Annotated in this window: 28 protein-coding genes and 1 other annotated feature; of the genes, 7 read left to right on the plus strand and 21 right to left on the minus strand. The window is 26.4% G+C overall.

The features are described from left to right. Positions 1-164: 164 nt before the first annotated feature. From I2A66_RS07420 to I2A66_RS07450, 7 genes are all read right to left on the minus strand, one after another. Positions 165-698, minus strand: a complete 534-nt coding sequence (locus I2A66_RS07420; RefSeq protein ID WP_122640799.1) for a (Fe-S)-binding protein — start codon at positions 696-698, stop codon at positions 165-167. 14 nt (positions 699-712) lie between these two features. Further along, complete coding sequence (locus I2A66_RS07425) at positions 713-1855, minus strand: aminotransferase class V-fold PLP-dependent enzyme (RefSeq protein WP_147516161.1); 1143 nt, start codon at positions 1853-1855, stop codon at positions 713-715. Positions 1856-1990: 135 nt separating this feature from the next. Further along, positions 1991-2203 (minus strand): hypothetical protein, encoded by a 213-nt coding sequence (locus tag I2A66_RS07430; protein WP_147516162.1) that lies wholly within the window; start codon positions 2201-2203, stop codon positions 1991-1993. Between the two features lie 75 nt (positions 2204-2278). Then, a complete protein-coding gene (locus tag I2A66_RS07435; protein WP_122640803.1) occupies positions 2279-3190 on the minus strand; it encodes a DMT family transporter in 912 nt (303 codons plus the stop codon). 125 nt (positions 3191-3315) lie between these two features. Further along, entirely contained in the window at positions 3316-3600 is a 285-nt protein-coding gene (locus I2A66_RS07440; RefSeq protein WP_122640805.1) for a BMC domain-containing protein, read from the minus strand. A gap of 145 nt (positions 3601-3745) precedes the next feature. Continuing rightward, on the minus strand, positions 3746-4138 hold the full coding sequence (locus tag I2A66_RS07445; protein WP_195251331.1) for a hypothetical protein: 393 nt from the start codon (positions 4136-4138) through the stop codon (positions 3746-3748). After that, on the minus strand, positions 4078-4707 hold the full coding sequence (locus I2A66_RS07450) for a bile acid:sodium symporter family protein (protein WP_147516164.1): 630 nt from the start codon (positions 4705-4707) through the stop codon (positions 4078-4080). Before I2A66_RS07450 ends, I2A66_RS07445 begins: the two co-directional genes overlap by 61 nt. 412 nt (positions 4708-5119) lie before the next feature. Between I2A66_RS07450 and I2A66_RS07455 the strand changes: the two genes are divergently transcribed. Then, positions 5120-7051 carry an OPT family oligopeptide transporter gene (locus I2A66_RS07455; protein ID WP_122640811.1) on the plus strand — a complete coding sequence of 644 codons (1932 nt, stop codon included), beginning with the start codon at positions 5120-5122 and terminating at the stop codon, positions 7049-7051. A gap of 31 nt (positions 7052-7082) precedes the next feature. Next, positions 7083-7445, plus strand: a complete 363-nt coding sequence (locus I2A66_RS07460; protein WP_122640813.1) for a PqqD family protein — start codon at positions 7083-7085, stop codon at positions 7443-7445. Between the two features lie 145 nt (positions 7446-7590). Here the strand turns inward: I2A66_RS07460 and tyrS are convergent, their stop codons facing one another. Together tyrS and I2A66_RS07470 are read right to left on the minus strand one after the other, a co-directional pair. Next, positions 7591-8814 carry a tyrosine--tRNA ligase gene (gene tyrS / locus I2A66_RS07465; protein ID WP_122640848.1) on the minus strand — a complete coding sequence of 408 codons (1224 nt, stop codon included), beginning with the start codon at positions 8812-8814 and terminating at the stop codon, positions 7591-7593. Between the two features lie 74 nt (positions 8815-8888). Beyond that, positions 8889-9138: a binding site (T-box leader), on the minus strand. A 95-nt stretch (positions 9139-9233) separates the two neighbouring features. Next, a complete protein-coding gene (locus tag I2A66_RS07470) occupies positions 9234-10202 on the minus strand; it encodes a DUF2232 domain-containing protein (RefSeq protein WP_147516166.1) in 969 nt (322 codons plus the stop codon). A 142-nt stretch (positions 10203-10344) separates the two neighbouring features. Between I2A66_RS07470 and I2A66_RS07475 the strand changes: the two genes are divergently transcribed. Next, entirely contained in the window at positions 10345-10785 is a 441-nt protein-coding gene (locus tag I2A66_RS07475; protein WP_122640815.1) for a GNAT family N-acetyltransferase, read from the plus strand. 80 nt (positions 10786-10865) lie between these two features. Here the strand turns inward: I2A66_RS07475 and I2A66_RS07480 are convergent, their stop codons facing one another. From I2A66_RS07480 to I2A66_RS07490, 3 genes are all read right to left on the minus strand, one after another. After that, on the minus strand, positions 10866-11483 hold the full coding sequence (locus I2A66_RS07480) for a flavodoxin family protein (RefSeq protein ID WP_122640817.1): 618 nt from the start codon (positions 11481-11483) through the stop codon (positions 10866-10868). 117 nt (positions 11484-11600) lie between these two features. Continuing rightward, positions 11601-13055 carry a UDP-N-acetylmuramoyl-L-alanyl-D-glutamate--2,6-diaminopimelate ligase gene (locus tag I2A66_RS07485; RefSeq protein ID WP_147516167.1) on the minus strand — a complete coding sequence of 485 codons (1455 nt, stop codon included), beginning with the start codon at positions 13053-13055 and terminating at the stop codon, positions 11601-11603. A gap of 159 nt (positions 13056-13214) precedes the next feature. After that, on the minus strand, positions 13215-13673 hold the full coding sequence (locus tag I2A66_RS07490; RefSeq protein ID WP_122640820.1) for a metal-dependent transcriptional regulator: 459 nt from the start codon (positions 13671-13673) through the stop codon (positions 13215-13217). A gap of 156 nt (positions 13674-13829) precedes the next feature. On the opposite strand from I2A66_RS07490, the gene I2A66_RS07495 reads away from it, so the two are divergent. Then, positions 13830-14057: a FeoA family protein gene (locus I2A66_RS07495; RefSeq protein WP_122640822.1), complete on the plus strand. Its 228-nt coding sequence runs from the start codon at positions 13830-13832 to the stop codon at positions 14055-14057. Positions 14058-14087: 30 nt separating this feature from the next. Next, positions 14088-16205: a ferrous iron transport protein B gene (gene feoB / locus I2A66_RS07500; protein WP_147516168.1), complete on the plus strand. Its 2118-nt coding sequence runs from the start codon at positions 14088-14090 to the stop codon at positions 16203-16205. A gap of 49 nt (positions 16206-16254) precedes the next feature. Here the strand turns inward: feoB and I2A66_RS07505 are convergent, their stop codons facing one another. The 4 genes from I2A66_RS07505 to I2A66_RS07515 all read right to left on the minus strand — a co-directional run bounded on the left by I2A66_RS07505 (position 16255) and on the right by I2A66_RS07515 (position 19214). Then, entirely contained in the window at positions 16255-17889 is a 1635-nt protein-coding gene (locus tag I2A66_RS07505) for an amidohydrolase (protein ID WP_122640825.1), read from the minus strand. 169 nt (positions 17890-18058) lie between these two features. Further along, positions 18059-18193 carry a hypothetical protein gene (locus I2A66_RS17410; RefSeq protein ID WP_279309967.1) on the minus strand — a complete coding sequence of 45 codons (135 nt, stop codon included), beginning with the start codon at positions 18191-18193 and terminating at the stop codon, positions 18059-18061. 62 nt (positions 18194-18255) lie between these two features. Beyond that, a complete protein-coding gene (locus I2A66_RS07510) occupies positions 18256-18507 on the minus strand; it encodes a hypothetical protein (RefSeq protein WP_122640827.1) in 252 nt (83 codons plus the stop codon). Between the two features lie 173 nt (positions 18508-18680). Further along, positions 18681-19214 (minus strand): hypothetical protein, encoded by a 534-nt coding sequence (locus I2A66_RS07515; RefSeq protein ID WP_147516170.1) that lies wholly within the window; start codon positions 19212-19214, stop codon positions 18681-18683. 319 nt (positions 19215-19533) lie between these two features. Here I2A66_RS07515 and I2A66_RS07520 point away from each other — a divergent pair, with 319 nt between their 5' ends. Further along, positions 19534-19773 (plus strand): hypothetical protein, encoded by a 240-nt coding sequence (locus I2A66_RS07520; RefSeq protein ID WP_122640829.1) that lies wholly within the window; start codon positions 19534-19536, stop codon positions 19771-19773. A gap of 17 nt (positions 19774-19790) precedes the next feature. Here I2A66_RS07520 and I2A66_RS07525 read toward each other — a convergent pair whose 3' ends face one another. The 3 genes from I2A66_RS07525 to I2A66_RS07535 form a co-directional block, all read right to left on the minus strand. Further along, positions 19791-20864, minus strand: a complete 1074-nt coding sequence (locus I2A66_RS07525) for a glycosyltransferase (protein ID WP_195251333.1) — start codon at positions 20862-20864, stop codon at positions 19791-19793. A 72-nt stretch (positions 20865-20936) separates the two neighbouring features. After that, positions 20937-22592, minus strand: a complete 1656-nt coding sequence (locus tag I2A66_RS07530) for a dynamin family protein (protein ID WP_147516171.1) — start codon at positions 22590-22592, stop codon at positions 20937-20939. Positions 22593-22596: 4 nt separating this feature from the next. Next, positions 22597-24303, minus strand: a complete 1707-nt coding sequence (locus tag I2A66_RS07535) for a dynamin family protein (RefSeq protein WP_195251335.1) — start codon at positions 24301-24303, stop codon at positions 22597-22599. A gap of 114 nt (positions 24304-24417) precedes the next feature. On the opposite strand from I2A66_RS07535, the gene I2A66_RS07540 reads away from it, so the two are divergent. Beyond that, entirely contained in the window at positions 24418-24831 is a 414-nt protein-coding gene (locus I2A66_RS07540) for a hypothetical protein (protein WP_122640835.1), read from the plus strand. Between the two features lie 72 nt (positions 24832-24903). Here the strand turns inward: I2A66_RS07540 and I2A66_RS07545 are convergent, their stop codons facing one another. Both I2A66_RS07545 and I2A66_RS07550 read right to left on the minus strand, forming a co-directional pair. Next, positions 24904-25788, minus strand: coding sequence for a sigma-70 family RNA polymerase sigma factor (locus tag I2A66_RS07545; RefSeq protein WP_122640836.1), 885 nt, complete (start codon positions 25786-25788; stop codon positions 24904-24906). Between the two features lie 541 nt (positions 25789-26329). Then, positions 26330-26902: a type I restriction enzyme HsdR N-terminal domain-containing protein gene (locus I2A66_RS07550; protein WP_122640838.1), complete on the minus strand. Its 573-nt coding sequence runs from the start codon at positions 26900-26902 to the stop codon at positions 26330-26332. Positions 26903-26961 lie beyond the last annotated feature (59 nt).

Here is a 26961-nt window from a genome sequence, read left to right on the forward strand (position 1 = left end):
TCCTCCATTTGATGTATTAAATTACAAAATCATATTTATTATAATATGTTTTTACCCCCATTTTTTGGTGTTAAACAAATAATATGAATTTTTTATAATTTTTTTGACTTATACTCCTATATATTACCATTTTATGTATAAAAATATCAAGATTAATTATTATTTTATAAATCATTTCCTAACATCATATAGATTGATTCTATTTTATCTTTATTTTCCTCATTTCCTTTTTCGTATAAGTGTACGCAGTTTCTAGGTTTAGTTTTATTGTTTATTAATTTATTTGCAAATGATAAACAAGTAACTTCATTACACTTTCCACAATTTATCTTAGGAAGATATTTATAAACTTCTATCGGACTGGGAAGTTTCCTCATTTCATATGAAGGTTTTATTTCATCTTTATTTTCATTCACTTTATTTATAAGATTTTTTATATAATCCAAAGTCTCAAATGCATCAGTTTCATTAAGCAATTTTGATACATTTATAGCTTCATCATACATGATAATAATTTTAGGACCATAATTTAACGTAAATGTATTTGCTTTTTTATTATAAATACCTGATTTACAATATGTGTTTAAATATGGAAATATTCCACTTATATTTCTACTTGGTATAGCCTTTATTCTTATCCTAAGCGAATCTGTAGTACATGGCTGAATAAAGCTTAAAGTTAATTTATCTAAATACATATATATTCCCCTTTTTATTTTTGAATTTTATTTAAAGCATATACTAATTTATCAATATCTTCTTTTTCATTAAAATATCCAATACCTACTCTTAGTGTTCCTATATCTTTAGTTCCTATTAAGTCATGAGCACTTGGAGCACAATGTAATCCTGCTCTTACCATAATATCATATTTACTATCAAGAACATAAGCAACATCCTCAGCTCTCATACCTTTTATATTAAATGATATTACACCTAAAATATCATCACTTTTTTTAGGCCCATATATTTCCATATTTTTTACAAATCGAAGCTTTTCCAAAGCATACTTTGTGATCTCAGTTTCTTTTTTGTGGATTTTATCAATTCCTTCAGATTTTATATATTTAACAGACTCTAAAAGGCCTGCTATACCACCTACATTTAAAGTTCCTGTTTCCAATTTGTTAGGATAATAATCAGGCTGATATTCATAAGCTGAATCTCCTCCCGTACCTCCGCTCTTTAAAGGTTCTATATTATACTCACAATTTATTAATAGTCCACCAGTTCCCATTGGTCCTAATAAGCTCTTATGTCCTGTGAATGCTAATAAATCTATATTATCTTCTTTAACATCAATAGGAAGTACACCTGCGGTTTGAGCTGCATCAACTAAGAATGGTATTTTTCTAATTCTTGCTATTCTTCCTATTTCTTTTATCGGTTGTATTGTTCCTAATACATTCGATGCATGAGTAAAAATTATTAATGCTGTATTATCTCTAATACTTTTATTTATCTCTTCTATATTTGTGTGACCTTCTTTAGTAGCATCTATTTTTGTTATACTTATTTTTCTTTCTTTTTCTAAAGTTTTTAGGCATCTCCAAACTGCATTATGTTCTAAACTACTTGTTACTACATGGTCACCTTCTTTTAATATCCCTCTTATAGCTAAATTTAAAGACTCCGTCACATTTGATGTAAAAATAACTCTTTTAGGATCATCAAAGTTAAATAAAGATGCAATTTCTTTTCTTGCGTTATAAACTAGAAAATCTGATTCCATTGCTTTTTGATATGATCCCCTACCTGAACTCGTACCATTATTTATCATAAAATCATAAACTGCATTTGCTACTACCTTTGGCTTTGGATAAGATGTAGCTGCATTGTCTAAGTATATCCCCATATTATCCCCCTTTTAATATGCTTCTTCTTATTTTAATATTAACATATTAACTAATATTTCGCATAAAAATAGGGTGCATAAATATGTATTTATTCACCCTATTTTTATTATATTTTATTTAATAATTTTTACGCTTTATTTACCTTTACTTTTATCAGCTAATTGTCTTCTTTGATCATGCATTCTTCTTGTTGTATCTTTACTATACTTACTTTCTTTATTAGCTGCTAAATCTACATTAACCTCTGCACCAGTTAGATGATTTATTCCAAGCTCTCTTGATGCTTCTATTTTCATAGCATTTGGTTTTTTATTGTACTTAGGTACTCTATTAGGATGTTTAGCCATATTGTCACTTCCTTTTAAGATTTGTTTTATATTTATTATTTAACAAATATATTTTTTAATACTAGAAATTATTATTTAACCTAAGGTTATATTTTCATCTTCTTCAATAACTTCTTTATCTTTTTTAAAAAGAAATGACAACTTCGTTTCCGAAATAATTATTGCTATGAAAATCATCACACATCCTATAATTAACTTAATTGTAATTATCTCTTTAAATATAATTATAGAAAATATTGTTCCAAATACAGACTCTGTTGATAAAATTATGGCAGTTTTCGTTTCGCTAGTTTTGCGTTGGCATATAGTCTGTAATAAAAAGCATAATGTTGTACTAAATAAACCTAAATAAATTGCACCTATGTATGCACTACTGTCTACACTTATAGTCATTTGATTAGAAATAACTTGAACTATAAATGAAAGAAAAAATGCAATACTGAATTGAACAGAAGTTAATACAAATGGATTATACTTTTTTGCAAATTCACTTGTATAAAAAATATGAAATGCAAATCCTACAGCTGATATAAATGTTAAAAAATCACCTCGATTTATGGATAAATCCTTTTGTAAAGATAATATCCCAATTCCAACTAAAGCTACAATACTACTTATTATCCCCCAGTTATCAATTTTCCTTTTGTATATTAAATAACCTATAAAAGGTACTATAACAACATTTGCTGCAGTTATAAAAGCATTTTTTGATGGTGTAGTAAAAGATAGACCTACAGTTTGAAATTCAAAAGCTATAAACAAAATAGTTCCTAAAATTACCCCTGCTTTTATACTATGTTTATCAGCATTACTCTTTAAATTTTTATAAAAAATAATATTTAATAATATAGCCGCTACAAAAAATCTTATTGTTAGTATTTGTAAAGGTGTAAAGCCACCATTTAGACATAATTGAGATCCTATAAATCCAGTTCCCCAAATTATAGCAACTAACCCTAAACCTAACTCTGGTAAATACTTCTTCATTTTTTCTCCCCCCATTATAATCCTATATATTTACTATATACATTATTATAAATATCAATATTTGTAAATAAGTGTAAATATAAAAAAGACATGCTTCAAAATAAAATTTTAGCATGCCTTTTTTACTATATATTATTATTATTTTTTTTTATAAATTCTATAATTTCTCTTGGTGCATCTTTTATAATATTAACTGCATATACTTCTCCTAAACATCCTGCTTCTTCAGCAGCTAAATCTAGGGCATTCTTAACTTCTTGCTCTTCACCAGTTATAGCTACAGTAACTAAAGCAAGACCAATCTCTTTTACTCCAACTAGCTTTACATCAAAGGACTTTAACATAACAGTTATTGCTTGTAATGAGCTTATAAATCCTTTTGTTTCTATAAGTCCTATAACATTAGTCATTTAGATTGCCTCCTCTTCAAATATTTTGCCCTACCTCTTACTTATATTATACTCTTTTTAATTTTTTTGGACTCTGTTTATTTAAATTTACACATATAAATAAACCTAATAAAAGTTTATTAAAAAACTTCATTAGGTTTATTCTCTAATCAGCTAATTCTACTGTAGAACTTTTTTTAACTTCACTATTTTTATTTGCCCAATAATTTGCAAGTACGGATACTGAAAAAGCATGCCATATACCTGCTATTGCTAGTGCAATTGCTGCCTGTGGTGCAAAGTGAGCCATAGCAATGGTTGTTGCTAAAGTTTCATTCTTCATACCTGTTTCTATTGAAAGTACTCTTCTTTTTTCTTCACTAAATCCTATTTTACTAGCTACTATATATCCTCCAATATAACCTAGTAAATTATGAACTATAACTGCTAATGCTACAAATATAACTGATATAGTTAATTTATTTATATTAGCACTAACTATTCCCCTACTAAAACTACCATAGCTAATCCTGATATTGATGTTAATATTCTTACACATTTTTGTGTAAGCTTGCTAAAAAATCTATGACATATATAACCTAATAGTATAGGTAATATAACAACTTTTGTTATTGATATAAACATTCCAACTACGTTAATTTGAACCCACTGACCTGCAAATAAAAGAATAAATGCCGGTGTTATTATAGGTGCTAGTATTGTAGCTATCGTTGTAAACGTTACAGATAAAGCAACATCCCCTTTTGCTATAAAGCTCATTACATTTGATGTTACTCCACCAGGACATGAGCCTAACAATATAAGTCCTACTGCAAGTTCCCCTGACAAATTAAATAGTTTTGCAATTATAAATGCACTTAATGGCATTATTATATATTGAGCTAATGTTCCCAATACTACATCCTTAGGTCTTTTTACAATTAAAGTAAAATCTTCTTTCTTTAAGGTCATTCCCATACCAAACATTATAAAACCTAATATAGTGTTCATATTAGGTACTACGCCTAAAAATATATTTGGGTTAAAATAAGCTATTATTGATGCTATTAATACCATTAAAGACATGTATTTCTTAACAAATACTCCCATTTTATCTACAAAATCCATAATTCATTCCCCCTTAACCTTTAATACTCACAATCTACGAATTAGCTTTATTAAATTATAATTTTTGATGTAACTACTAGTTTGGAATAAATTATAAAACGTAGATATATAAATACTTTAGTTTTTATGTTTATTTTTAATAATAGCATAACTTTTTGTATATTAAAATATTTTTCAGAATTTTCTAAATATATTTAATTTTGCATATTAGATCTACTTATTATATATAATTTTTATATGATAAATTATATATGCATAAATATCATATAATAAAAAGTTCTAAATAACTAATTATTTGCTTATATGTATTTATAATATATAGGCTTTTTATTTAATCAAAATTATCTGTAATTATATCTTTATTAATAGTTTACTTAAAATTTTAAAATTTAATATTATAGGGGGTAACAAAATGAGTAATGGTAAATCAAATTCTAAGGAAAAAGAATTTAAACCATTTATATCAGCTGATAAAGTTCTTCCTGAGTTTACAATTACATCTATTGTATTAGGATGTATATTAGCTGTAGTATTCGGAGCTGCAAATGCGTATTTAGGACTTAGGGTTGGTATGACTGTCAGTGCTTCTATACCTGCTGCTGTTATATCAATGGGAGTTATAAGAGTTATATTAAGAAAAGACTCTATACTTGAAAATAATATAGTTCAGACTATAGGTTCTGCAGGTGAGTCTTTAGCTGCTGGCGCTATATTTACTTTACCTGCTTTATTTATATGGATGAAAGAGTGGTCAATGCCAAGCCCTAGTTTATTAAAAATTGCCCTTATTGCTTTATGTGGTGGTTTACTTGGTGTTTTATTTATGATTCCTCTAAGAAAAGCTTTAATAGTTAAAGAACATGGTGTGCTACCTTATCCAGAAGGAACAGCTTGTGCTGAAGTCTTACTTGCTGGAGAAGAAGGTGGTTCGAAAGCTTCAGTAGTTTTTGCTGGACTTGGAATTTCTATGCTATATAAATTTATTACTGATGGTCTAAAGTTATTTCCAAGTGAAATTGAATGGGAAATTCCAGGCTATAAAAATGCTGCATTTGGTATAGATGTACTTCCTGCTCTTTTAGGTGTTGGTTATATATGCGGATATAAAATATCAGGATATATGTTTGCTGGAGCTATAATAGGATGGTTAGTTTTAATTCCATTAATAGGTTTATTCGGTGCCAATGCTACAATCTTCCCTGCAGCTGTTCCTATAAGTGAACTAGGATATTGGGGAATTTGGAGTAACTATATAAAATATATGGGAGCTGGCGCTGTTGCTTTTGGCGGTATTTTAAGCCTTATAAAATCTCTTCCACTTATAATAAATACATTTGCTAAAGCAATGAAGGACTATTCTAATAGAGACTCATCTAGCAATTCATTAAGAACTGATAGAGACTTACCTATGAATATAGTTTTAATAGGCATACTATTAGTCGTTGTTGCTATATGGCTTTTACCATCTATTCCTGTTAATTTTATAGGTGCATTACTTATAGCTGTATTTGGTTTCTTCTTCGCAACAGTATCATCTAGAATAGTTGGTATAGTTGGTAGTAGCAACAACCCTGTGTCTGGTATGGCTATAGCTACTTTACTTATATGTACTATTATACTTAAATCTTCTGGTCTTACAGGACATGAAGGTATGATAGGAGCTATATCTATAGGATCTGTTATATGTATAATAGCTGCAATAGCAGGAGATACTTCTCAAGATTTAAAAACAGGTTTTTTAGTAGGTTCTACTCCTAAAAAACAACAAATAGGCGAAATTATAGGTGTTATAATTTCTGCTCTTACAATAGGTGCTGTATTATATTTATTAAATGCAGCGTGGGGGTTTGGATCAAAAGAAATTCCTGCTCCTCAAGCTACATTAATGCAATTAGTTGTTGAAGGTGTTATGGATGGTAATTTACCTTGGGCATTTATATTTGCTGGCGCTGCTATAGCTTTAGCTGTAGAAATATTAGGTATACCTGTGCTTCCATTTGCAATAGGTTTATATCTTCCAATACATTTAAGTGCAGGTATAATGTCTGGTGGATTAATTAGATTATTCCTTGAAAAAAGAAAATCTAAATCTGAGGATTGTAAAAAAGAAGAGATCAATAGAGGTATATTATATACATCTGGACTTATCGCTGGTGAAGGATTAGTCGGTGTATTACTTGCAATCTTTGCTATAATACCGCTTAGTAATGGTAGCCTTGCTGATTTTTTAGATTTATCTAGATTTAGCTTAGGTAAAATTGGATCGATAATATTCTTTATAGTTTTAATACTTACTTTACTTAAAGCTACTATTTGGTATAAAGAAAAAAGTAAATCAGCTTAAAAATACCTATAAATAATCTAGGAGTATTCAGATGAAAAAATTTAGTAAAAAGAATAAAAATTATTTAGACTTTATACCAATTATAAATCCTAAAATAAGTTGGTATGTAAATGATAAAAATATAGTTGTATTAGAAGTAAAAAGAACTGGCTTTTTTGATAAAGTAGCCCAAAAAATATTTCATGCTCCACCTAAAAGCGAAATAAAATTAGATAAATTTGGAAGCTTTATATGGAAATGTATAAATGGTAAAAAATCTGTTTTTGAAATTTCTAAAGAAGTAAAAGAGCATTTCGGAAATGAAGCTGAACCATTATTAGATAGATTAATCACATTCTTTAATATACTAGTTAATAATAAATTTATTACTTTCAATAAAAAAAGAGAGATTTAATATAAAATATAAAATGAGCTATCTTAGATAAAATTTATCCTAATGATAGCTCTATTTTTTTAATTAAATGTATATACCAGATATAAAAATGCTGTTATAAAATAAAAGGCCCTTAGTAAAACTAAGCGCCTTTTGTTTTATAACTTTATTTTAAAACTATTTTCTTGAATTTTTTCTTTCCACGTTTTAATACTAAACCTTCATCAGCTAAATCATCTTTAGTAAATGTAGCTTTTACATCTGTTACTTTTTCCCCATCTACAGTTACTCCACCTTGCTCTATATTTCTTCTAGCTTCTGATCTAGTAGGAGCAAGCTCTGCTTTAACTAATAATGTTATTAAATCTACTTTTCCATCAGTTAAATCAGATTCCTCTATTTCAGTTGTTGGCATATTTTCATGAGATGCACCAGAGAATAATGCTCTTGAACTTTCCTGAGCTTTCATAGCCTCTTCTTCACTATGAACAAGTTTAGTTAATTCAAATGCTAAAACTTCCTTAGCTTCGTTTATTCTATTACCTTCCCACTTCTCTATTTCTTCTATTTTTTCAATCGGTAAGAATGTTAACATACGCATACATTTAAATACATCTGCATCTGAAACATTTCTCCAGTATTGATAGAATTCGAATGGAGTGGTTTTATTAGGATCTAGCCACACAGCACCATTTGCTGTTTTACCCATTTTGTTTCCTTCTGAGTTAAGAAGTAATGTTATAGTCATTGCATATGCATTTTCTCCTAACTTACGTCTTATTAAGTCAGTACCAGCAAGCATATTACTCCATTGGTCATTTCCACCTAATTGCATTTGGCATCCATATTTTTCATATAAATGATAGAAATCATAAGCTTGCATTATCATGTAATTAAATTCTAAGAAGCTAAGACCTCTTTCCATTCTATTTTTATAGCATTCAGCTGTAAGCATTCTATTAACACTGAAATTAGCTCCAACTTCTCTCAATAATTCTACATAATTTAAATCTAATAACCAATCTGCATTATTAACTAATAAAGCTTTATCTTCTCCAAAATCTATGAATTTACTCATTTGTTTTTTAAAGCATTCACAGTTGTAGTTTATTTGCTCTGCAGTCATCATTTGTCTCATATCTGTTCTTCCAGATGGATCACCTACCATAGTTGTTCCTCCACCTACAAGAGCTATAGGTTTATTTCCTGCCATTTGTAATCTCTTCATTAAGCATAAAGCCATAAAGTGACCAACATGTAAACTATCTGCAGTAGCATCAAATCCTATATAAAATGTTGCTTTACCTGTGTTTATAAGTTCTTTTAATTCATCTTCATCAGTTATTTGAGCTACTAATCCTCTTGCAACTAATTCATCATATACTGTCATAGTCATTTCCATTCTCTCCTTACATATTATTTTAATAATTTACTTTTTTAAGTATAAAAAAAGCTCTCATCCTATAAAAGGACGAAAGCTATGCTTACGTGTTACCACCTTAATTTATTAATATTTCGCAATATTAACCTCAATAAGTACACTAAGTGTATACCTTAGCACTGTAACGTGTGCTACTACGATATCCCCCTACTAAAATTCATTTCAAGGGTACTGCTCCAAGATGTATTTCGAAAAACTTGTTTATTTCCTCTCACCAACCGGAAACTCTCTGAAAAACTACATCAATCTACTTCTTCTTTTCTTAGCTTTAATTTTTAAAATTGTTAATTCTAATATATGTGGATTTTTAAGTTTTGTCAACCTTTTTTATTATTATATATAATTTTTTCTATAATTATGTAATATTGTTAACTATATATTAATTTATCTACATAATTATTTACTAATCCTATTTGTTTTATTCTTATATTTATTTTTTTATCTAAAATTATATTACTAGCAATTAATATAAATGTTGTTATTTTAAATAAAAATACTATACACAACACTGTTATTATTGAAAAAATTCTTATGTATGATGGCTTTTTATTTTTTAATATTAAATAGTTTTGAATCAGTGTAAAAGCATCTCTTATTACAAAATAAAAACATACATACTCTGAAGATATTAAAATAGTTTTTATATATGTTTGATCTACTTTTATCCCAATAATATTTAAAACTTCTATTAATACTATATATATTGAGCAATAATAAAATACATTCTTAGAACAACATATATATCTTCCACAAGCCTTAAAATTTTTAATCATATAAAGCTTTTTCTTAGAATTATCTTTTAGTATATTTAGCTTTTTACCTAAAAATAATGATAAACAATAAATGCTAAATATAGTTCCCATTGGAAGTAGGGCTATACACATATAATAAACTAAGTTTGCATATTTTTTTATATGTAACATATTTGCATATCCTTGAAACTCATTCATAAAGCTATATCCTATTAAAGCTGATGCATATATATCTATAAATACCATAAGTATAACTCCAACTATAGATCCATACACAAAATCATCTACTATAGTTGTAGTCTTTGTCAATAGTATCCCACATAGTATTCCAAGTATAATACTCTGACTCATCCATATCGCAGTTCCTATATTACCTAAAACTAAAGAAACTATAACCAATGAACTTATACTTGATAAAACTGTATATTTAAAGCCACATTTTAAATATATTATACAAAAAAATACAGGAATTACAAAATCTAAATAAGCTGCATACCCAATACCTGTTCCTATAGCTATAATCGTAATAACAATAAACAAGGATGTTAATAACGCTGCTTCAGTTAATTTTTTCGTAGAATTCAATTTATAAACCTCCATACCTTATTTATAAATTTTTATATCATTTAGTTTAAAGTATATCACTTTTTCCAAGATAATACACATTTAATAATTTCAACTTCTATTATTTTTGTTATAATAAACAAAAATGAATTGGAGGTAGAGTATGTTTAAAATAAAACATTTCAATGAACTTACAGCTAATGATATGTATGAAATAGCTAAATCTAGGTATGAAGTTTTTGCTTGTGAACAACAAATTTTTTGTGAAAATGACTTTGATAATCTTGATAAAAATTGTTATCATATATTTTTAGAAGAAGAAGACAAGGTTATATCTTATGCCAGAATAATTCCTAAAAAGTTTAGCTCTTATGGAGAAGCTTCAATAGGTAGGGTACTAGTTTTATCTGACTTTAGAAATAATGGCATCGCTAAGAAGATGATTTTAACATCTATTGAGTTTATTCAAAATATACTAAACGAAAGTCATATTATTTTATCATCACAAGAATACATAAAAGATCTTTATATATCTTGCGGGTTTAAAGAGATATCTGATCCTTACATTGAAGCTAATATTCCTCATATCAAAATGAAGCTCTAATAAATAGAATAATAAAAATTGGCAGATAACAAAATAATCTGCCAATTTTTATTATATGTAATTATATAAATAACTAAATTTTATATAAAATTAGTCATTATTTTATTTTCATAAACAGGTTTATTAACTTCTAGCTTTCTTCCTGCTTCTATACATTTTAAAAGCCAAGCCATATTCTCTCCTAAAGTTCTCATTGTTTGTAGGCCTTCCTCATCCTTTAATACATCCTCTGGAGTAAATCCATGAACTTGATTCCAGTACTGAGATGATACTATAGGCATATTACTTATAGTAAAATACTTATTTAATTGGTCAAAGGTTGCACTAGCTCCTCCACGTCTACAGGATACTACTGATGCTCCAAGTTTAGTAGCCATTTTACTTCCACCTGTGTAAAATAATCTATCAAGAAATGAAGTTATCTGGCCACTAGCACCTGCATAATATACTGGTGACCCTGCAATAATACCATCAATACTATCAAGTTGCTCTACTATTTCATTTACTTTATCATTCCATACACATTTTCCAGTTTTTTTACAACTTCCACATGCTATACATCCTGAAATAGGCTTATTTCCAAGATAAAGTATCTCCGTTTCTATATTATGTTTATTTAATATTTTTTCTACTTCATGAAGAGCTGTATAAGTACATCCATATTTATTTGGACTTCCATTTATCATTAATACTTTCATAATTTCACCCCTATATAAGTTTTGTATATATTTATTGTATACAACTCTATTTATATGGTAAAGTACGCACATTTATGTTAGATACTTCCTAAAATGATAGTATAAAAGGTATTCTATTTATATACTATTAATAATATCCTTAGCTATTTTTCTATCATCAAAATCATATTTAATATTACCTATAATTTGATAGGTTTCATGTCCTTTTCCTGCTATTAATATAATATCATTTTTATTTGATAATCTTATTGCCTTTTCTATCGCTTGCTTTCTATCTTCTATTACTAAAAAGTTATTTATACTTTTATCTATTCCTAATAATATATCATCAATTATATCTAAAGGTTTTTCTTTTCTTGGATTATCTGAAGTTATTATTGTTATATCTGAGTTATCCTGAGCTATTTTACCCATAATTGGTCGTTTTTGTTTATCTCTATCTCCACCACACCCAAAAACTGTAATTACTTTTCCTTTAGAAAATTCTTTTATTGTACTTAATATATTTTCTAATGCATCTGGCGTATGAGCATAATCTACTATTACATTTATACCCTTATTATTTTGTACAATTTCAAATCTACCTTCTATTCCCTTAGATGTTTTAAGACCTTTTTGTATAATATCAATTGGTATATTTAGTATATAACAGGCGCTTATCACTGCTAAGGTATTGTATATTGTAAATTTTCCAGGTACTGGAACAATTATTTTTGCTTCATATGTAGGTGTAACTACAGTATATGAAACTCCCTTTGAATTCATTTTTATATCTTTAGCTACAAAATCAGCTTTATTTTCTATTGAATATGTATAATATGGTGTCTTTATATTTTTTATATGATTTAATATTATTCTACCTGATTCATCATCTATATTTATAATATTAGCATTTTGGGTTTTATGAAATAATCTTTCTTTTACATCTCTATATTCATTTAAGTCTTTATGAAAATCCAAATGATCCTCAGTTAAATTCGTAAATATCCCTAAATTAATATTTATACCTTCAATTCTATTTAATGCCAATGAATGAGATGATACTTCCATTGCACAATATTCACAGTTATTATTTAACATATTGAAAAAGCTTCTTTGTAAATCTAAAGATTCTGGAGTTGTATTTTTAGAAGTTATCTCATTCTTTCCATCATCAATTTTTATAGTACCTATTAATCCACATTTTCTTTTAACATTTAAGACCTGACTTAAAAATGTTGAAATGCTTGTTTTTCCATTAGTTCCGGTTATACCTATTATATTAATTTTTTCACTTGGATTATTGTAAAAATTGCTAGCTAGCTTTGCCATTGCGTCTTTTGTATTTTTTACCTTTATGTATGTATATCCACTTATCATATCTACATCTTCATTTATTAAAAATGCTATTGCACCATTATCTTTAGCACTTTTAATAAACTTATGTCCATTTACATTTAATCCATTTACACATATGAATAAGCCATTTTTTTTAATATTTCTAGAGTCATATTCTATATTTTCAATATCTATATTACAGTTACCATATGTGCTTATTATATCTATGTTTTCAATAAGCTTATATAACTTCATAATACACCACCTATCTAAATTCTATATAATTATAGATATGCATATAATTTGAAAACTTGTACTTTTTTAAGTTGCTTTACTATATAAATTATAATATTTATTCTACTTCCAATAAAAGATAGAATAATACTATCTTTAGAAATAGATTTATTCCATCTTTTATTTATTTTGATAAGTCCTCAACTTATTTAATATATCTTCATTTTCTTTTAAAAAATTTGTAACTTCCTCTATTCTTATAAGTGTTTCTATATTAATCGTATGTTCTATCTTTTCTGTTTCTTCATGTATGTAATTACTAAGTCCAATAGTTTTTAAAAATGTATAAATAATATTATGTCTATCAAATAATCTTTTACCAACTATAGTACCTATACCTGTTAATTGTATATAGCCATATTTTCTATATATTAATAATTTTTTAGATTCTAACTTTTTTATCATCTTAGTTACAGATGGTGGCTTTATATTTAATGATGTTGCAATTTCTTTTAGTTTTATTTTCTCTTCTTGCAAAGATAATCTATAAATCATTTCTATATAATCTTCTTCACTTGGCGTAAGCGAGTTATATTTCATGTATTCATTAAATGTATAATAATCTTCTCTACTCTTCATAGAATCACCCCACTATATGGACTTATATTAATTTATATTAAAAAAAATTACATTAATTACTATAATTTGATTTTTTTAAGTAACAATCATATATATCTGTGCATAACTTAAATTAAGAATGTTAGCTTAGGCTAAAAATTTACTTGGAGGTGTATCATGAAGAAGCTTGCTGATATTCAGGTTAAAAATACAGTTAAAGTCGAAAGACTTTTATCTAATGGAAATTTAAGAGAAAGAATGCTAGCACTTGGCTTAACTGAAGGTGCTTTAATAGATGTAGTTAGAAAAGGTCCAAAAAATAATTTAACAGTTTACAACATTAGGGGAACTAAAATAGCTTTAAGAAATGAAGAAAGTAATTTGATTTTAGTATCAACACTTTAACTTATCATTATATTTAAAGGGGGATTAAAAATGGGATTAACTCATCAGAGTACTAAAACAAAATCTTTAAAAGACATGTTTGATATTGAAAAAAAAGAAGATCAATATGTAATAGCTTTAGCTGGCAATCCAAATACAGGGAAAAGTACCGTATTCAATTATTTAACAGGACTTAAACAACATACTGGTAACTGGCCTGGTAAAACTGTAGCTACAGCCCGTGGTGATTTTAATCATAAAAATAAAGACTATGCTTTAATAGACTTACCTGGAACATACTCATTATTTGCATTATCTCAAGAAGAAATTGTTGCAAGAGATTTTATTTGCTTTGGTAATCCAGATGCAGTTATAGTTGTATGTGATGCTAACTGTTTAGAAAGAAATCTAAACTTAGTTTTCCAGGTAATGGAACTTACTAATAAGGTTATTTTATGTATTAATTTAATAGATGAAGCCAAAAAGAAAGGCATTTTGATTAATAAAAATATATTAGAAGAAGAACTTGGTATTCCAGTTGTTTTAACTGCAGCTCGTTCTGGTTATGGCATGAATGATTTGTTAGAAGCTATAGATAAAGTTTCATCTGAAAAATATAATTTTAAAAATAAATATATAACTTATGGGGAGAATATAGAAAATAATGTAAATTTAATAAAAGATGAATTACACGAGTTGATCCCACAACTTAATCCTAGATGGCTAGGACTTAGACTTATAGATGGTGATAAGAGCATTTTAGAGTCTATGGATAAATATATAACTTTTGATTATAAAGGTTCGCTTAATAAAATAAAAGATAAAATACCTAAGATAAATTCTGATAAAAATATAAGGGATCAGTTTAGCAAAACTAATTATGATATGGCTAATATTTTAAGCTCTAAATCCACTATAGTAGAATCTAAAAATAAATTAGATAGAGATGAAAGAATAGATAAAATACTTACTTCAAAGTATTTTGGAATGCCTATAATGCTTTTATTGCTTGCCTTTATACTTTGGCTAACTATAGAAGGTGCTAACTATCCATCAGAGTTATTATCAAACTTCTTATTTGGCTTGCAGCCTAAACTTACAGGCGCTTTAAATTCAATTAATGCGCCTACTTGGCTAAATGGAATGCTTGTAGATGGTCTTTATAAAACTTTAGCATGGGTTGTATCTGTTATGCTACCACCTATGGCTATATTCTTCCCATTATTCACATTATTAGAAGATTTTGGTTATTTACCTAGAGTTGCATTTAATTTAGACCATTTATTTAAAAAAGCTTGCTGTCACGGTAAACAATGTTTAACTATGTGTATGGGGTTTGGATGTAATGCCGCTGGAGTTATTGGTTGTAGAATCATAGATTCTCCTAGAGAAAGACTTATAGCTATACTTACTAATAATTTTGTGCCATGTAACGGTAGATTTCCTACTTTAATAGCTATATCTACTATTTTCTTTACATCTATAATTACTAACTCTGCATTATCTAGCATATCTACTGCTTTATGTATTACTCTACTTATAATATTTGGTGTTCTTATAACACTTCTTGTATCTTATATTTTATCTAAAACTTTGCTTAAAGGTGTTACTTCTACTTTCACATTAGAACTACCACCTTATAGAGCACCTCAAATCGGTAGAGTTATTTATACATCTATAGTCGATAGAACTATATTCGTGTTAGGTAGAGCTATAACAATTGCTATACCTGCAGGCATAATTATTTGGCTATGTGCAAATATATATATTGGAGACACTAGTATATTGGTTCATGTAGCAAACTTCTTAGATCCTTTAGCTAAAGTAATAGGGTTAGATGGATTTATATTGCTAGCATTTATACTAGGTTTTCCTGCAAATGAAATAGTAATACCAATACTATTAATGGCTTATTTATCTACTGGATCAATGATTGATCTTGATACATTTGCTCTAGGTAACGTTTTAGTTGAACATGGATGGACATATTTGACAGCTCTTAATGTTATGTTATTTAGTTTACTTCATTGGCCATGTGCAACTACTTTATTAACTATAAAAAGAGAAACTGGTAGTTTAAAATGGACTGCAATTGGTTTTTTATTACCTACTTGTATAGCTTTTGTTGTTTGTTTTATAACAACTAGTGTGTATAATTTATTTATATAATAAAAGTCTGGAATTACCCAGACTTTTATTATATATCATATTATAAATCTTATGCTTTAAATATTGTATTTCCTTCTTTTATTGTTTCAACTACATTTATATTTTTTATTTCTTGTGGATCTACTTCTAAAATATTTTTATCAAGAATTACAAAGTCAGCATATTTTCCTTCTTCTATACTTCCTTTTATATCTTCTTCAAAGTATTGATAAGCTGCATTTATTGTTACAGCTTTTAAGGCTTCTATAACTGGTATTTTATGTTCTTCACCTAATACTCTGCCTGATTGTGTTTTTCTATTTACAGCATTGTGTATTCCTAGTAATTGATTTGGTAATTTTACTGGTGGATCTTGGTGTAGCGTAAATTTAATCCCCATCTTTAATGCCCATCCAAGAGGTGATATATTTTGAGCTCTTTGTGGACCAAATACTGACTCATAGTGATAATCACCCCAATACCAAACATGGTCATTAAAGAATGTAGGCACTGCTCCAACTTTTTTTACTCTATCCATTTGGTCTTTTCTTAATGCTTGACAATGTACCATAACTGGTCTTAATTCAGAACCATGTCCTGTTATCTCCATAGCTTTTTCATAGCATCTTAAGAATTGCTCACAAGCTAAATCACCATTTGTATGAACATTAACTTGTAAGTTATTATTTATACAATTTACAAAATATTCTGTTACTACTTCATCAGTTTGAGTTCCATAACCAGAATAATCACTTGGTTGACCTTCTGGAACTTCATAATAAGGCTCACTTAACCAAGCTGTCTTACCTTGTGGAGAACCATCTAACCATGTTTTAGCTCCTGCTAATTTATAGTGATTAAAGTATTCTCTCTTTGGAGTTCCTTCATTTTTCATTTGATTAAATGTTGAAAATTGTGTAGATAGTCCAACAATATCAATTATATGCTGATTTTTATTTGCTAGTGCCAATAATAATTCATTATAATGATTATTCTCATCAACAGATGCATCTTGAGTTGTTGTTATACCCATAGATGCATATAATTTTTCACATTTAATTATACTTTCTAGTACTTTTTCCATCCCAAACTCAGGTGTTACTTTTTTCTTTTCTTCATCCAAGATAGCATTTTCTTCTAAGACACCGTTAGCTTCTCTACTTCCTTCAACAGTTCTTACAACTCCACCTTCTGGAACTACATAATCTACACCACCATATCCATACTTTTCTAATCCTAAACTGTTAACAACTGCTATATGTCCTGAAGCATGACTTATAGTTATAGGATATTCTGTAGTAACTTGATCTAAATCAAACTTAGTTGGATGTTGACCATCTGGGAACTTAGAGTTATCATACCCAAATCCAATTATCCAATCTCCTTTTTTCATACTATCTTTGTTCATCTTATAATATTCTTTTAAGCTTTGAATAATTTCTTCTTTTGATTTAACTTCACTTAGAGGAACTATCATTAATACTTGAGCTTGAGCAACTAAATGTCCATGTGGATCATAAAATCCTGGAACCATAGTTTTTCCCTCTAAATCTATTAACTTAGTGTTTTCATCTTTATTTGATAAAATATCTTCATTTGATCCAACTTTTGCTATCTTACCATTCTCAACTAAAACAGCTTCAGCAATTGTATTTTTATCATCTACTGTTATAACCTTACCATTAAAGTAAATAGTTCTTTGCATTTTATTTCCTCCTAGTGTATACGATTAGTCTAAATATAATTTTAAAACAGCTATATTTAACTTTGCTGTTTACAAGACTTAGTTTATTTATAATTTAGTTTATAGTCAATGTTCATATCTTTAAATATAGCTGTAAATTCAAATTATTCATAAACTATAATTATTATTTCTATTGATAGAGTTTTTTATTAATTATTTTTGTATACCCTAAAAATTCAATTATAATATCTATTATTTCATCTTTATTATCAATAACCAAATTATTCTTATTATTCCATATTTCTTCAAACATGTTATCACACATATCTTTAAATTTATTATCTATTATAATTCCATATTCATTTATATTATCACTATAAATAGGTACTAATTTAGTATTTTTAGATAAATATAATGATGATTTTCTCTTATTATATTTATCTTATATTCTATATGTTTTTCTATTTGATTTAAGCTTAAGGTTACTTTATTTTCACCATATATTTCTTTGGCTATTTGATCAAATAAATCTTCCGGCATAAATATCTCATTTATATTTCCTAAAACTATTCTTAAATCTTTATCTAATATATACTGAGTATATAAATTATGTTTAATAATTGATGTAACAGCTTTCATCTTATATATAAGTTTACCTTTTAATCTTATTGAATTTTTTTGAATAAATATAAATTTAAATATTATATAATAATTTTATATAAAAAAAGATTATATATCAAAGCATAAATTTATAATTACTTTGATATATAATCTTTTTAATATTAATTATGTACTTTAGTATTAGTATTTTATTAACCTAGTTTTATTTTTAATAAAGTTAATAAATTATAGTTAAGCTTATATGGTATATTTAGCATTTGATGATATAACCTCTGTCTATTAATAGTATTTCTAACAAACTTCTTAAAATTATTATATTTTTTCCTTTCTTTTATAAATTGTATTGTTTCTTTTTCATTCATCAATAATATATCTGGTCTATAAAAATATATAAATTCATCTTGTGGTAACTTAAAATGTTTTTTAAGTGCATATACAACTTCTTTTTTATAATTACATATGTTAGTAAAATATTTATAAGACTTTGGATTTCTTTTTACATCATCTGATTTTCTTATGCCTAACTTATACCCATTATCAATCTTTTCCACAATATCTAATTCAAAGAAATTAGTTATAGTATCAATTCCACCTATAACAGTTATTTCTTTATTTTCTCTTAATTCAAATTGTAAATGAACTGTTTCTCCATTTACTTTAGGATTTATTATTATAGTTTCTACTATGCTGAAAGAAGATTTCTTCTTTGCTGCTTCTTTACTCACGTCATTTTCCTCCACTTATTTAGTTAGATTATTTAGTAAACTAACAGTTAGTAAATAATCTACTATATTAAGCTTTAATTAGTCAATAATATTTTCCAAATTTTATTTAACCTTTGATAAAAGTTTTATACAATAAATAACATTTTACTTTTTTTGCCACTAATAGATTTTTGTGTTTACTCCATAAATATGTTTTTTTGTGTATTATATTGTAGTTATTTGATAAATTTTATACTTTTTTTTAAGATGATATAATACCTCTAATATAGTAGAATTAAATTAAAGGACATGTACTTATGTTCTAACTGGGGGGATATGAATGGTTGTTTTCACTCTTATTAGTTTATCTATGATTAGTCTTTGTATAATTTATTTTCTATCTATGGTTTGTATTCAATTAAATCGTATTATGAGTATAAATTTATTACTAGGAATGGATGTTACTAAATTGTATTCCGATGATGATTTTAATGATAATAAAGACTACATTGATTCATTAATAAATAATTCGGCTATGTTTCTTTATAAAACTGTAGATAAAATTAAAAAACATATTTAAAAGCCTAGGATTAATGCCTAGGCTTTCATATTATTAAATATTTCATCATTTTTAGTTACACATGCATTTTGAGGGTCTATTTCTTTACACTTAAGATGATGATAATATGATTTATTTATATTTCCAATTTCAAAATTACATACACAAAGGCTCAAGTTTACATTAAAGTCTATACATCCTATACACTCACATTCACATAAATTAAACTCACTAGAATTCTCTAATTTTAATATAATTTCATACCATGATATTGCTTTTCTATACTCTTTTTGAATTTCAAAAGACTCTGCTATATCATATAAAACCCCAATATTAGGTGAAATATATTCAAAACATTTATAAAAGTAAGTTCTAGCCTTTTCATGATCATTTAAATATAAATAACACTTTCCAATCTTACGTAAAGAATCAACTAACTCTTCCACCCATATACATTTTTTTATAAATTCTTCTAATATAGATATCGCTTTTTCATAATATTTATTACAATACAATTCTTTTCCGTAATAATACAGATCTCTATCACTTAAAGTATTTCCACTTTCTATATTTTTTTCATATAAAATCAGATTCCTATCTGTTACAGTTTTCAATTTATTATGAATTATAGATATATCACTATCAAAAACTTCACCTTCTACATCTATATATTCATGGACAAATCCTATCCACCTAAAATTTTTTATTCTTTTTACAATTCGATTTCTTCTCCCTATAAAAGAAATACAATTATTATTTTTCTTTAACATATTCGTTTCAAGTGTTACTACATCTATATCATCACTTAAACTTTCTTTTAAAGTTTTCAGTTTATTCTTATTTTCTTTATCAAAATATTCATCTGCATCCAGCCATAATATATAATCTTTGCTAGATTTGCTAAATGAAAAATTTCTAGCTTCAGAAAAATCATCATTCCACTTAAAATCGAATATCTTATCTGTAAAATCCATAGCTATTTCTTTTGTTTTATCAATAGATCCTGTATCTACAATTATAATTTCGTCTACTACTCCCGCTACGCTATTTAAACATCTTTTTATTACATCTTCTTCATCTCTAACTATCATACATAAACTTAAGCTTATCATTATGACATTCTCCTTAATTTATAGTCATACCATAATATATGTTAGAATGTCATTTTTTGTTAAATAAATGATTTATTCTATTAAATATTCTTTTAATTCTTCAACATAAGATTCTATTTGATTTATAAATTTATCTAATTCATATCTATTCATATTTATGCCTTTTTCTTTTTTAAATATATCACTACTAGTTAAAACTATGTCCTCACTACATTTATAATAATTTGATTTAAGATCAACCTTTACATTTTCTTTAAGCTTTTTAATAAATTCCTCTATTTCATTTAAACTACTCTTATTTTGATTCTCATATCTTACCTTATCATAAATTATTTTACCTAAAGCTCCACTAATTGTTCCTGCTATAAATAATGGTGGACAATACATCATAAGAGCTGATCCTATAGTCATAGATGCAGCACTTGAACCAACTGCTGCACTATATACTGAAACAATCCCCCCTGATGTTATTCCTAAAAGAGCACCTGTACCTACTGTGGCAAGCATTTCATTTATATTTAAATCATCTTTATCCATTTTATATGGACTTTTATTTAAAAACTCATCTTTATAGTATATACTTTCTACACACTTATTTATATTACTATCTATTTCTTTTTGAATTTCTTTTAAACATTCATCCCATTCATTAAAAAATAAATTATCTAGTTCTTCTTTTCTTCCATTTAAACACTTATTTATATATCCTTCATTTATATAGTCTTTAGCATATTCTAAATTTTCCTTAATCTTTTCAAGTTCATCATAAAAAAACAATCTATCTATCCAATCGTCTATTTCAAAATTCATCTTAGAAGTTATATAATCTAGCTTTTTTCTAAGCATTTGTTCATATTTTTTCACTTCTTCATATAACATTGTTATACTTTTAAAGTAATCATAGTTAGTTATTATTTCTCTTTGAATAATTCCTTTAAGAGAATTTTCAGTGCTCCTTTCTTTTATATCTATTGAGCTATTATATAATTCATCTATATATTTTAATAAATCATAAAAATTATTATTTAGTTCACTACGCTCAGTTTCATCATCTTCATTCTTATACTCTTTATAAGAAGATATTAAGAAGAACTTATCAATATAAAGTCCATACTCTTCTTGTATGTACTCTAAAACTTCTTCTTTATTATCTTCTAATAAATCTCCTTTATTTACTATTCCTACAATAGACTTTTTAAGTGTCTCTATCAAATCTAAAGAATTTATTATATCTTCTTGTCCTATATGAGTACCATCTATTACAAATAAAATAATATCAGCATTTTGTATATAGCTTAAAGTTCTATTTTCATTTTTTGTAGTCATACTTCTTAAACCTGGGGTGTCAACTATATTTATTTTTTTTAATAAATCTAAATTTAATTTAATTTTATAAATTCCATCCTCAAAGTTATTTTCATATTTTTCTCCATAACTAGCTTCTATTATTGATGATGTTGACTCAAGTACATCAACCTCACTTATATCTTTTTTTAGTAAAGTGTTAAAAAAAGTTGATTTACCTGATTTAACCTCCCCTACTATTACTATATTTAACGGCTTAGATTCGTTGTTTTGTAAAATTTCTATACTCTCTATGTTATCATTTAAGTTACCTTCAACAATGCTTTTAAAAGGTATATTATCTCCTTCACTTAATATACTTCTCAAAGGAGATTGTAAAAGCTTTTCTTTTATTTTATACATAGATTCTTTTATTTCTTTCATAATATCACCTCAAATTTTTCACAATATTATAAATTATTTCTAATTCTGCTATGTGACTATTTATATATTCTTTACTCAAATATTTTTCTTTAAATGTATTATATTTAACTAACTCCACTTTATTTTTAATTAATTCAAAATTAGCTTCTACATCACAAATACATTCATCAATCAAAGTATTTAACTTGCCATAGATTTGATTTTTTATATCTAGATCATCACTAGAAACTCTTTTAAAACTTTTACTTCTCATATAATCTAAAACTTTATCTTTTGATTTTTCTTTTACATTATTTAGCTCTTTTAACGCATTATAATCTATTATAATGTTCTTATTCTTAGTAAAAGATATATGAAAATCTATCTTTTCTATTTCTATATTTTTTTTACCACTATAACTTTTATAATTATTTTCATATAACCTATTTAATTCTTTTTTACAAATTTCTTCTATATCATTTAATCTTGTTTCTATTTCTTTTATATCTATTAATTTATAATATGGTTTATTTTTTATATCGTATAATAAGTCTATTATATATTTTTTATGTATATTTATATTTTCATTTAAGTGAAAGTTTGAATTATTATATATAGATATATCTTTATATACTTCTCTTTTATATTCTTCTATAATTTTCATGATTTTTTGTGACATTAACATTAAGTTTTTATGTTTTGATTTTATTTGATTTTCTTGTGAGGTTTCTTTGAAGTGTCTATTTATAGAGCTTCTTAAAATACTTATATTACTTTTGTTAAGTAGGACAGTATCATTGTTTAAAATGCCATTAACTGCATTCTTTGCAGAAATAAATACTATATCATCAAATATATCACTATAAATCTCCTTAACTTTTGCCTTAACCTTATGTACATTAACCTTATCGCTACTTTCAATTACATCCATTTTATTTACTACTAATATCATATTCTTTCTGCCATTATATAATTTATTTAATTTATTAATATCTGAAATAAGATCATTACTTTTCTTAGAAATAATATTTTGAGCATCTATAATCCATATTATTCCATCAGACTTAATGTAGTAATCTTTTATTGAACTTACCATACTTTTACTTAATATTTGATTTAATCCTGGAGTATCTACAATGATAAAATCATTTAATATACCATTTTTATTAAAATAATACTTTACCTCTACAATATCAGATATATATTGATATTGTTCTTCCAAAGATAATTTTAATCTTTTTAAGTCTTTTATACTTAGATTTTTATTCAATTTATGCTCTCTTAATATATTAAATATTTTCTTTCTAGATTTTCTAAATTTATCTTCTTCTTTATTTATTAAATCTACTCCTTCTTCTAAAGACATTGATACTACAGTTTTATCATTGTAAATAATTTCTATTTTTTCATTATTAGATTTACAAAATAAATCTAACTTCCAAGTATTTGGTAAGTCTTTAGTTTTTATTAAATTATCTTCTATAAGAGCATTTATAAGTGTAGACTTTCCATAGTTTCCTGAACCTACTATAAACAATAAAAAAGGATGTAATAATTCTACTAAGTTTTCTAAACTAACTTCAATTTCATATCTTATATCATTTAACATTTTATAAGTTCTATTTACATCAGATTCAATTATACTAATCTCTATATTTTCTATTATGCTTATTAAATTCTCAAGAATAGAACTAAATTTTAAAAACTCCTTTTCTCTACTAACAAAACTCATAGATACCAACCTCTAAATTAAGTAAATTATCTACTAAAGTATATGAAACCTTGTAACTCTATATAACTTATTAGAATAGATTAGAATATAATAGTATTAATAAGGAGGAACATTATGTCAAAATTTATGAAAATCACTTATCCAACTTATTACTCCAGATATTTAAATGTTTATCAGGTGGGTAAACCAGAATCCATTGATATAATTTTTATAGTAGAAATTTTAAACAGAGATGATAACAAGGAAAGTTCATTTGACTCTTCAGGTCTAAGAAAACTATTCGATTTAGAAATAGATCAAAATTGGTTTCATAAAACATTAATAAAAATTGGAGAAAGAACAAAAACACATGCTCCATTACCTTCACTTCCATATAAAGATGTTCCATTTAAGCCAACATTAATAAATTTAGCTGAAAATATATTCAATATAATGAAGGTTTCTATTGAAGAAACATTTGAAGATATAAAATTAGTAAGTGTAGAAGTATCAACTTATAAAGATTCCGCTATATATAGCAAAAATTAAAAATAAAACCTAAACTCAATTTATGAATATGGAATATATATTAATACTCCATATTCATATTGTGTCTAGGTTTTAATAAAAATGCTTTAGTTGTTTTAATCGACTAGGATGTCTAAGTTTACGTATCGCTTTAGCTTCTATTTGTCTAATTCTTTCCCTTGTAACTCCAAATACTTTTCCTATTTCCTCTAATGTCTTTGGATCATCATCATCTAGTCCAAATCTCATTCTTAAAACTTTTTGTTCTTGATCACTAAGTCCAGTTAATAATTCTTCTATTTTTTCTCTTAAGTTATGCTGTTCTACCTCATGTATTACAACATCTGCAAAGTTAGCATCCGATGGTATAAATTCAACTAAGCTACTATCTTCATCTTCCTTGATAGGTGTATCTAATGAAACTATACTCTTATCTCTTTTTAATATATCTATAACTTTTTCAACTTCAAGATCACACACTTCCGCAAGCTCTTCTAAAGAAGGTTCTCTTTGAAGTACATTCGCTAGTTCTTGTTTTTTTCTTTTTACAAAATTAATCCTTTGATGAAGATGCACCGGTATCCTTATAGTATTTTCACAATCATCAATATATCTTGTTATACTTTGTTTTATCCACCAAGTTGCATAAGTACTAAATTTATAACCTTTTGTGTAATCATATTTCTCTACAGCTTTTATAAGTCCAATATTTCCTGCTTGAATTAAATCAAGCATATCTACGCTTTCTTTTCTATATTTTTTTGCTATACTTACTACTAGTCTGTAATTTGCATTTATAAATTGTTCTTTAGCATCAGGTGTAGAGTCACAGATTGCTTTTGCTAGTTCTACTTCCTCTACTGCAGACAACATTTTGTACTCTTCAATTTCTTTTAAGTACATTTTCATTGCATTTGATGAATTCGATGATTCCCCGTAAATATAGTTCTCGTAAGTATTTTCTTTTTTAGCCCCCATAATCTAACCCCTTCTATACATATAGTTTATTAAATTCAATATTAAAGTGTCTGTAGCTCTATTTATCTATATAATATGATTGTAATTATGAAAAAATACCAGATACCCGCTATACCATATTGAGTTTTTATAAAAAGTCAATTATTTTATTAAACAATAATTCTACATATATATAAAAAAACCCTTTTATTTTTTTTAATCATCTCAGATTTTACTAAATTTTTTTATAATATTTTTTGTTTATATACTATAAATACGCACTTTATAAAAAATTATGTTTATACAAAATTTTTCATACACTTATTTTATTGTAAATATTATTCTACTATTACCCCTAAATTTCCTCTTTTTTTCTATAAATATTGTATTTTAGGCAAAATAAAAGACCACAAATCTGTGGTCTCTCATTTTCGAACGACGTTATAAATCCCACCATTAATAAATCCTTAGTATTATTGCCCCAACACTTACGGTTTTATCAGTGAATTTTAACCATTTAATAATAACATCATTAAAAATTATAGTCAAGTTTTCTTGTTAATTATTCGTGATGATGTCCACATCCACATCCATGATTTTCATCATGGTTATGTCCTCCACAGCATCCTCCATCTTCATGTCCACCACATCCGCATTCATGATCTTCATGATGTCCGTGTTCATGTCCGCATCCACATCCATCGTGATGATGCTCAGCTTCCATAGCTTTTATTTTTTCTTCCATCTCAAAGAATTCTTTTACCATTGTTTCATATGTAGGAAGTTCTGCATCTGTATCATACTCTTCTCCAGTCCAATCTGCATACATCATTTCATTTCCATTAGTTAATATCATTCTTCCAGCCATAGTTATATTATCTACATCTTCTAAGAAGTCTATTTGCTTTTGTACAGTTTCACCTTCCATAGCAACATCTTCATCTAAGCATTTTACTATTAAAACTGGCGCATAGTAATCCTCATTATCTTTTACATTTACTATTATATCAAGTACACCTTCTGCACCTTCTTCAAATTCTGATAAAGGTACATCTGTATCTATCATATCATGTGGAACTAATAAATCTTCCATTAAATATTTAATTACTCTCTCTTTTACTAATTGTTGTGACATAATTTTAGTACTCCTTCCAAGCTTATGATTAAAAGTAAACCAATGTTTACCTTTTTATA

The sequence above is a fragment of the Romboutsia sp. 1001713B170207_170306_H8 genome (genome assembly GCF_015550495.1).
GTDB lineage: Bacteria > Bacillota > Clostridia > Peptostreptococcales > Peptostreptococcaceae > Romboutsia_E.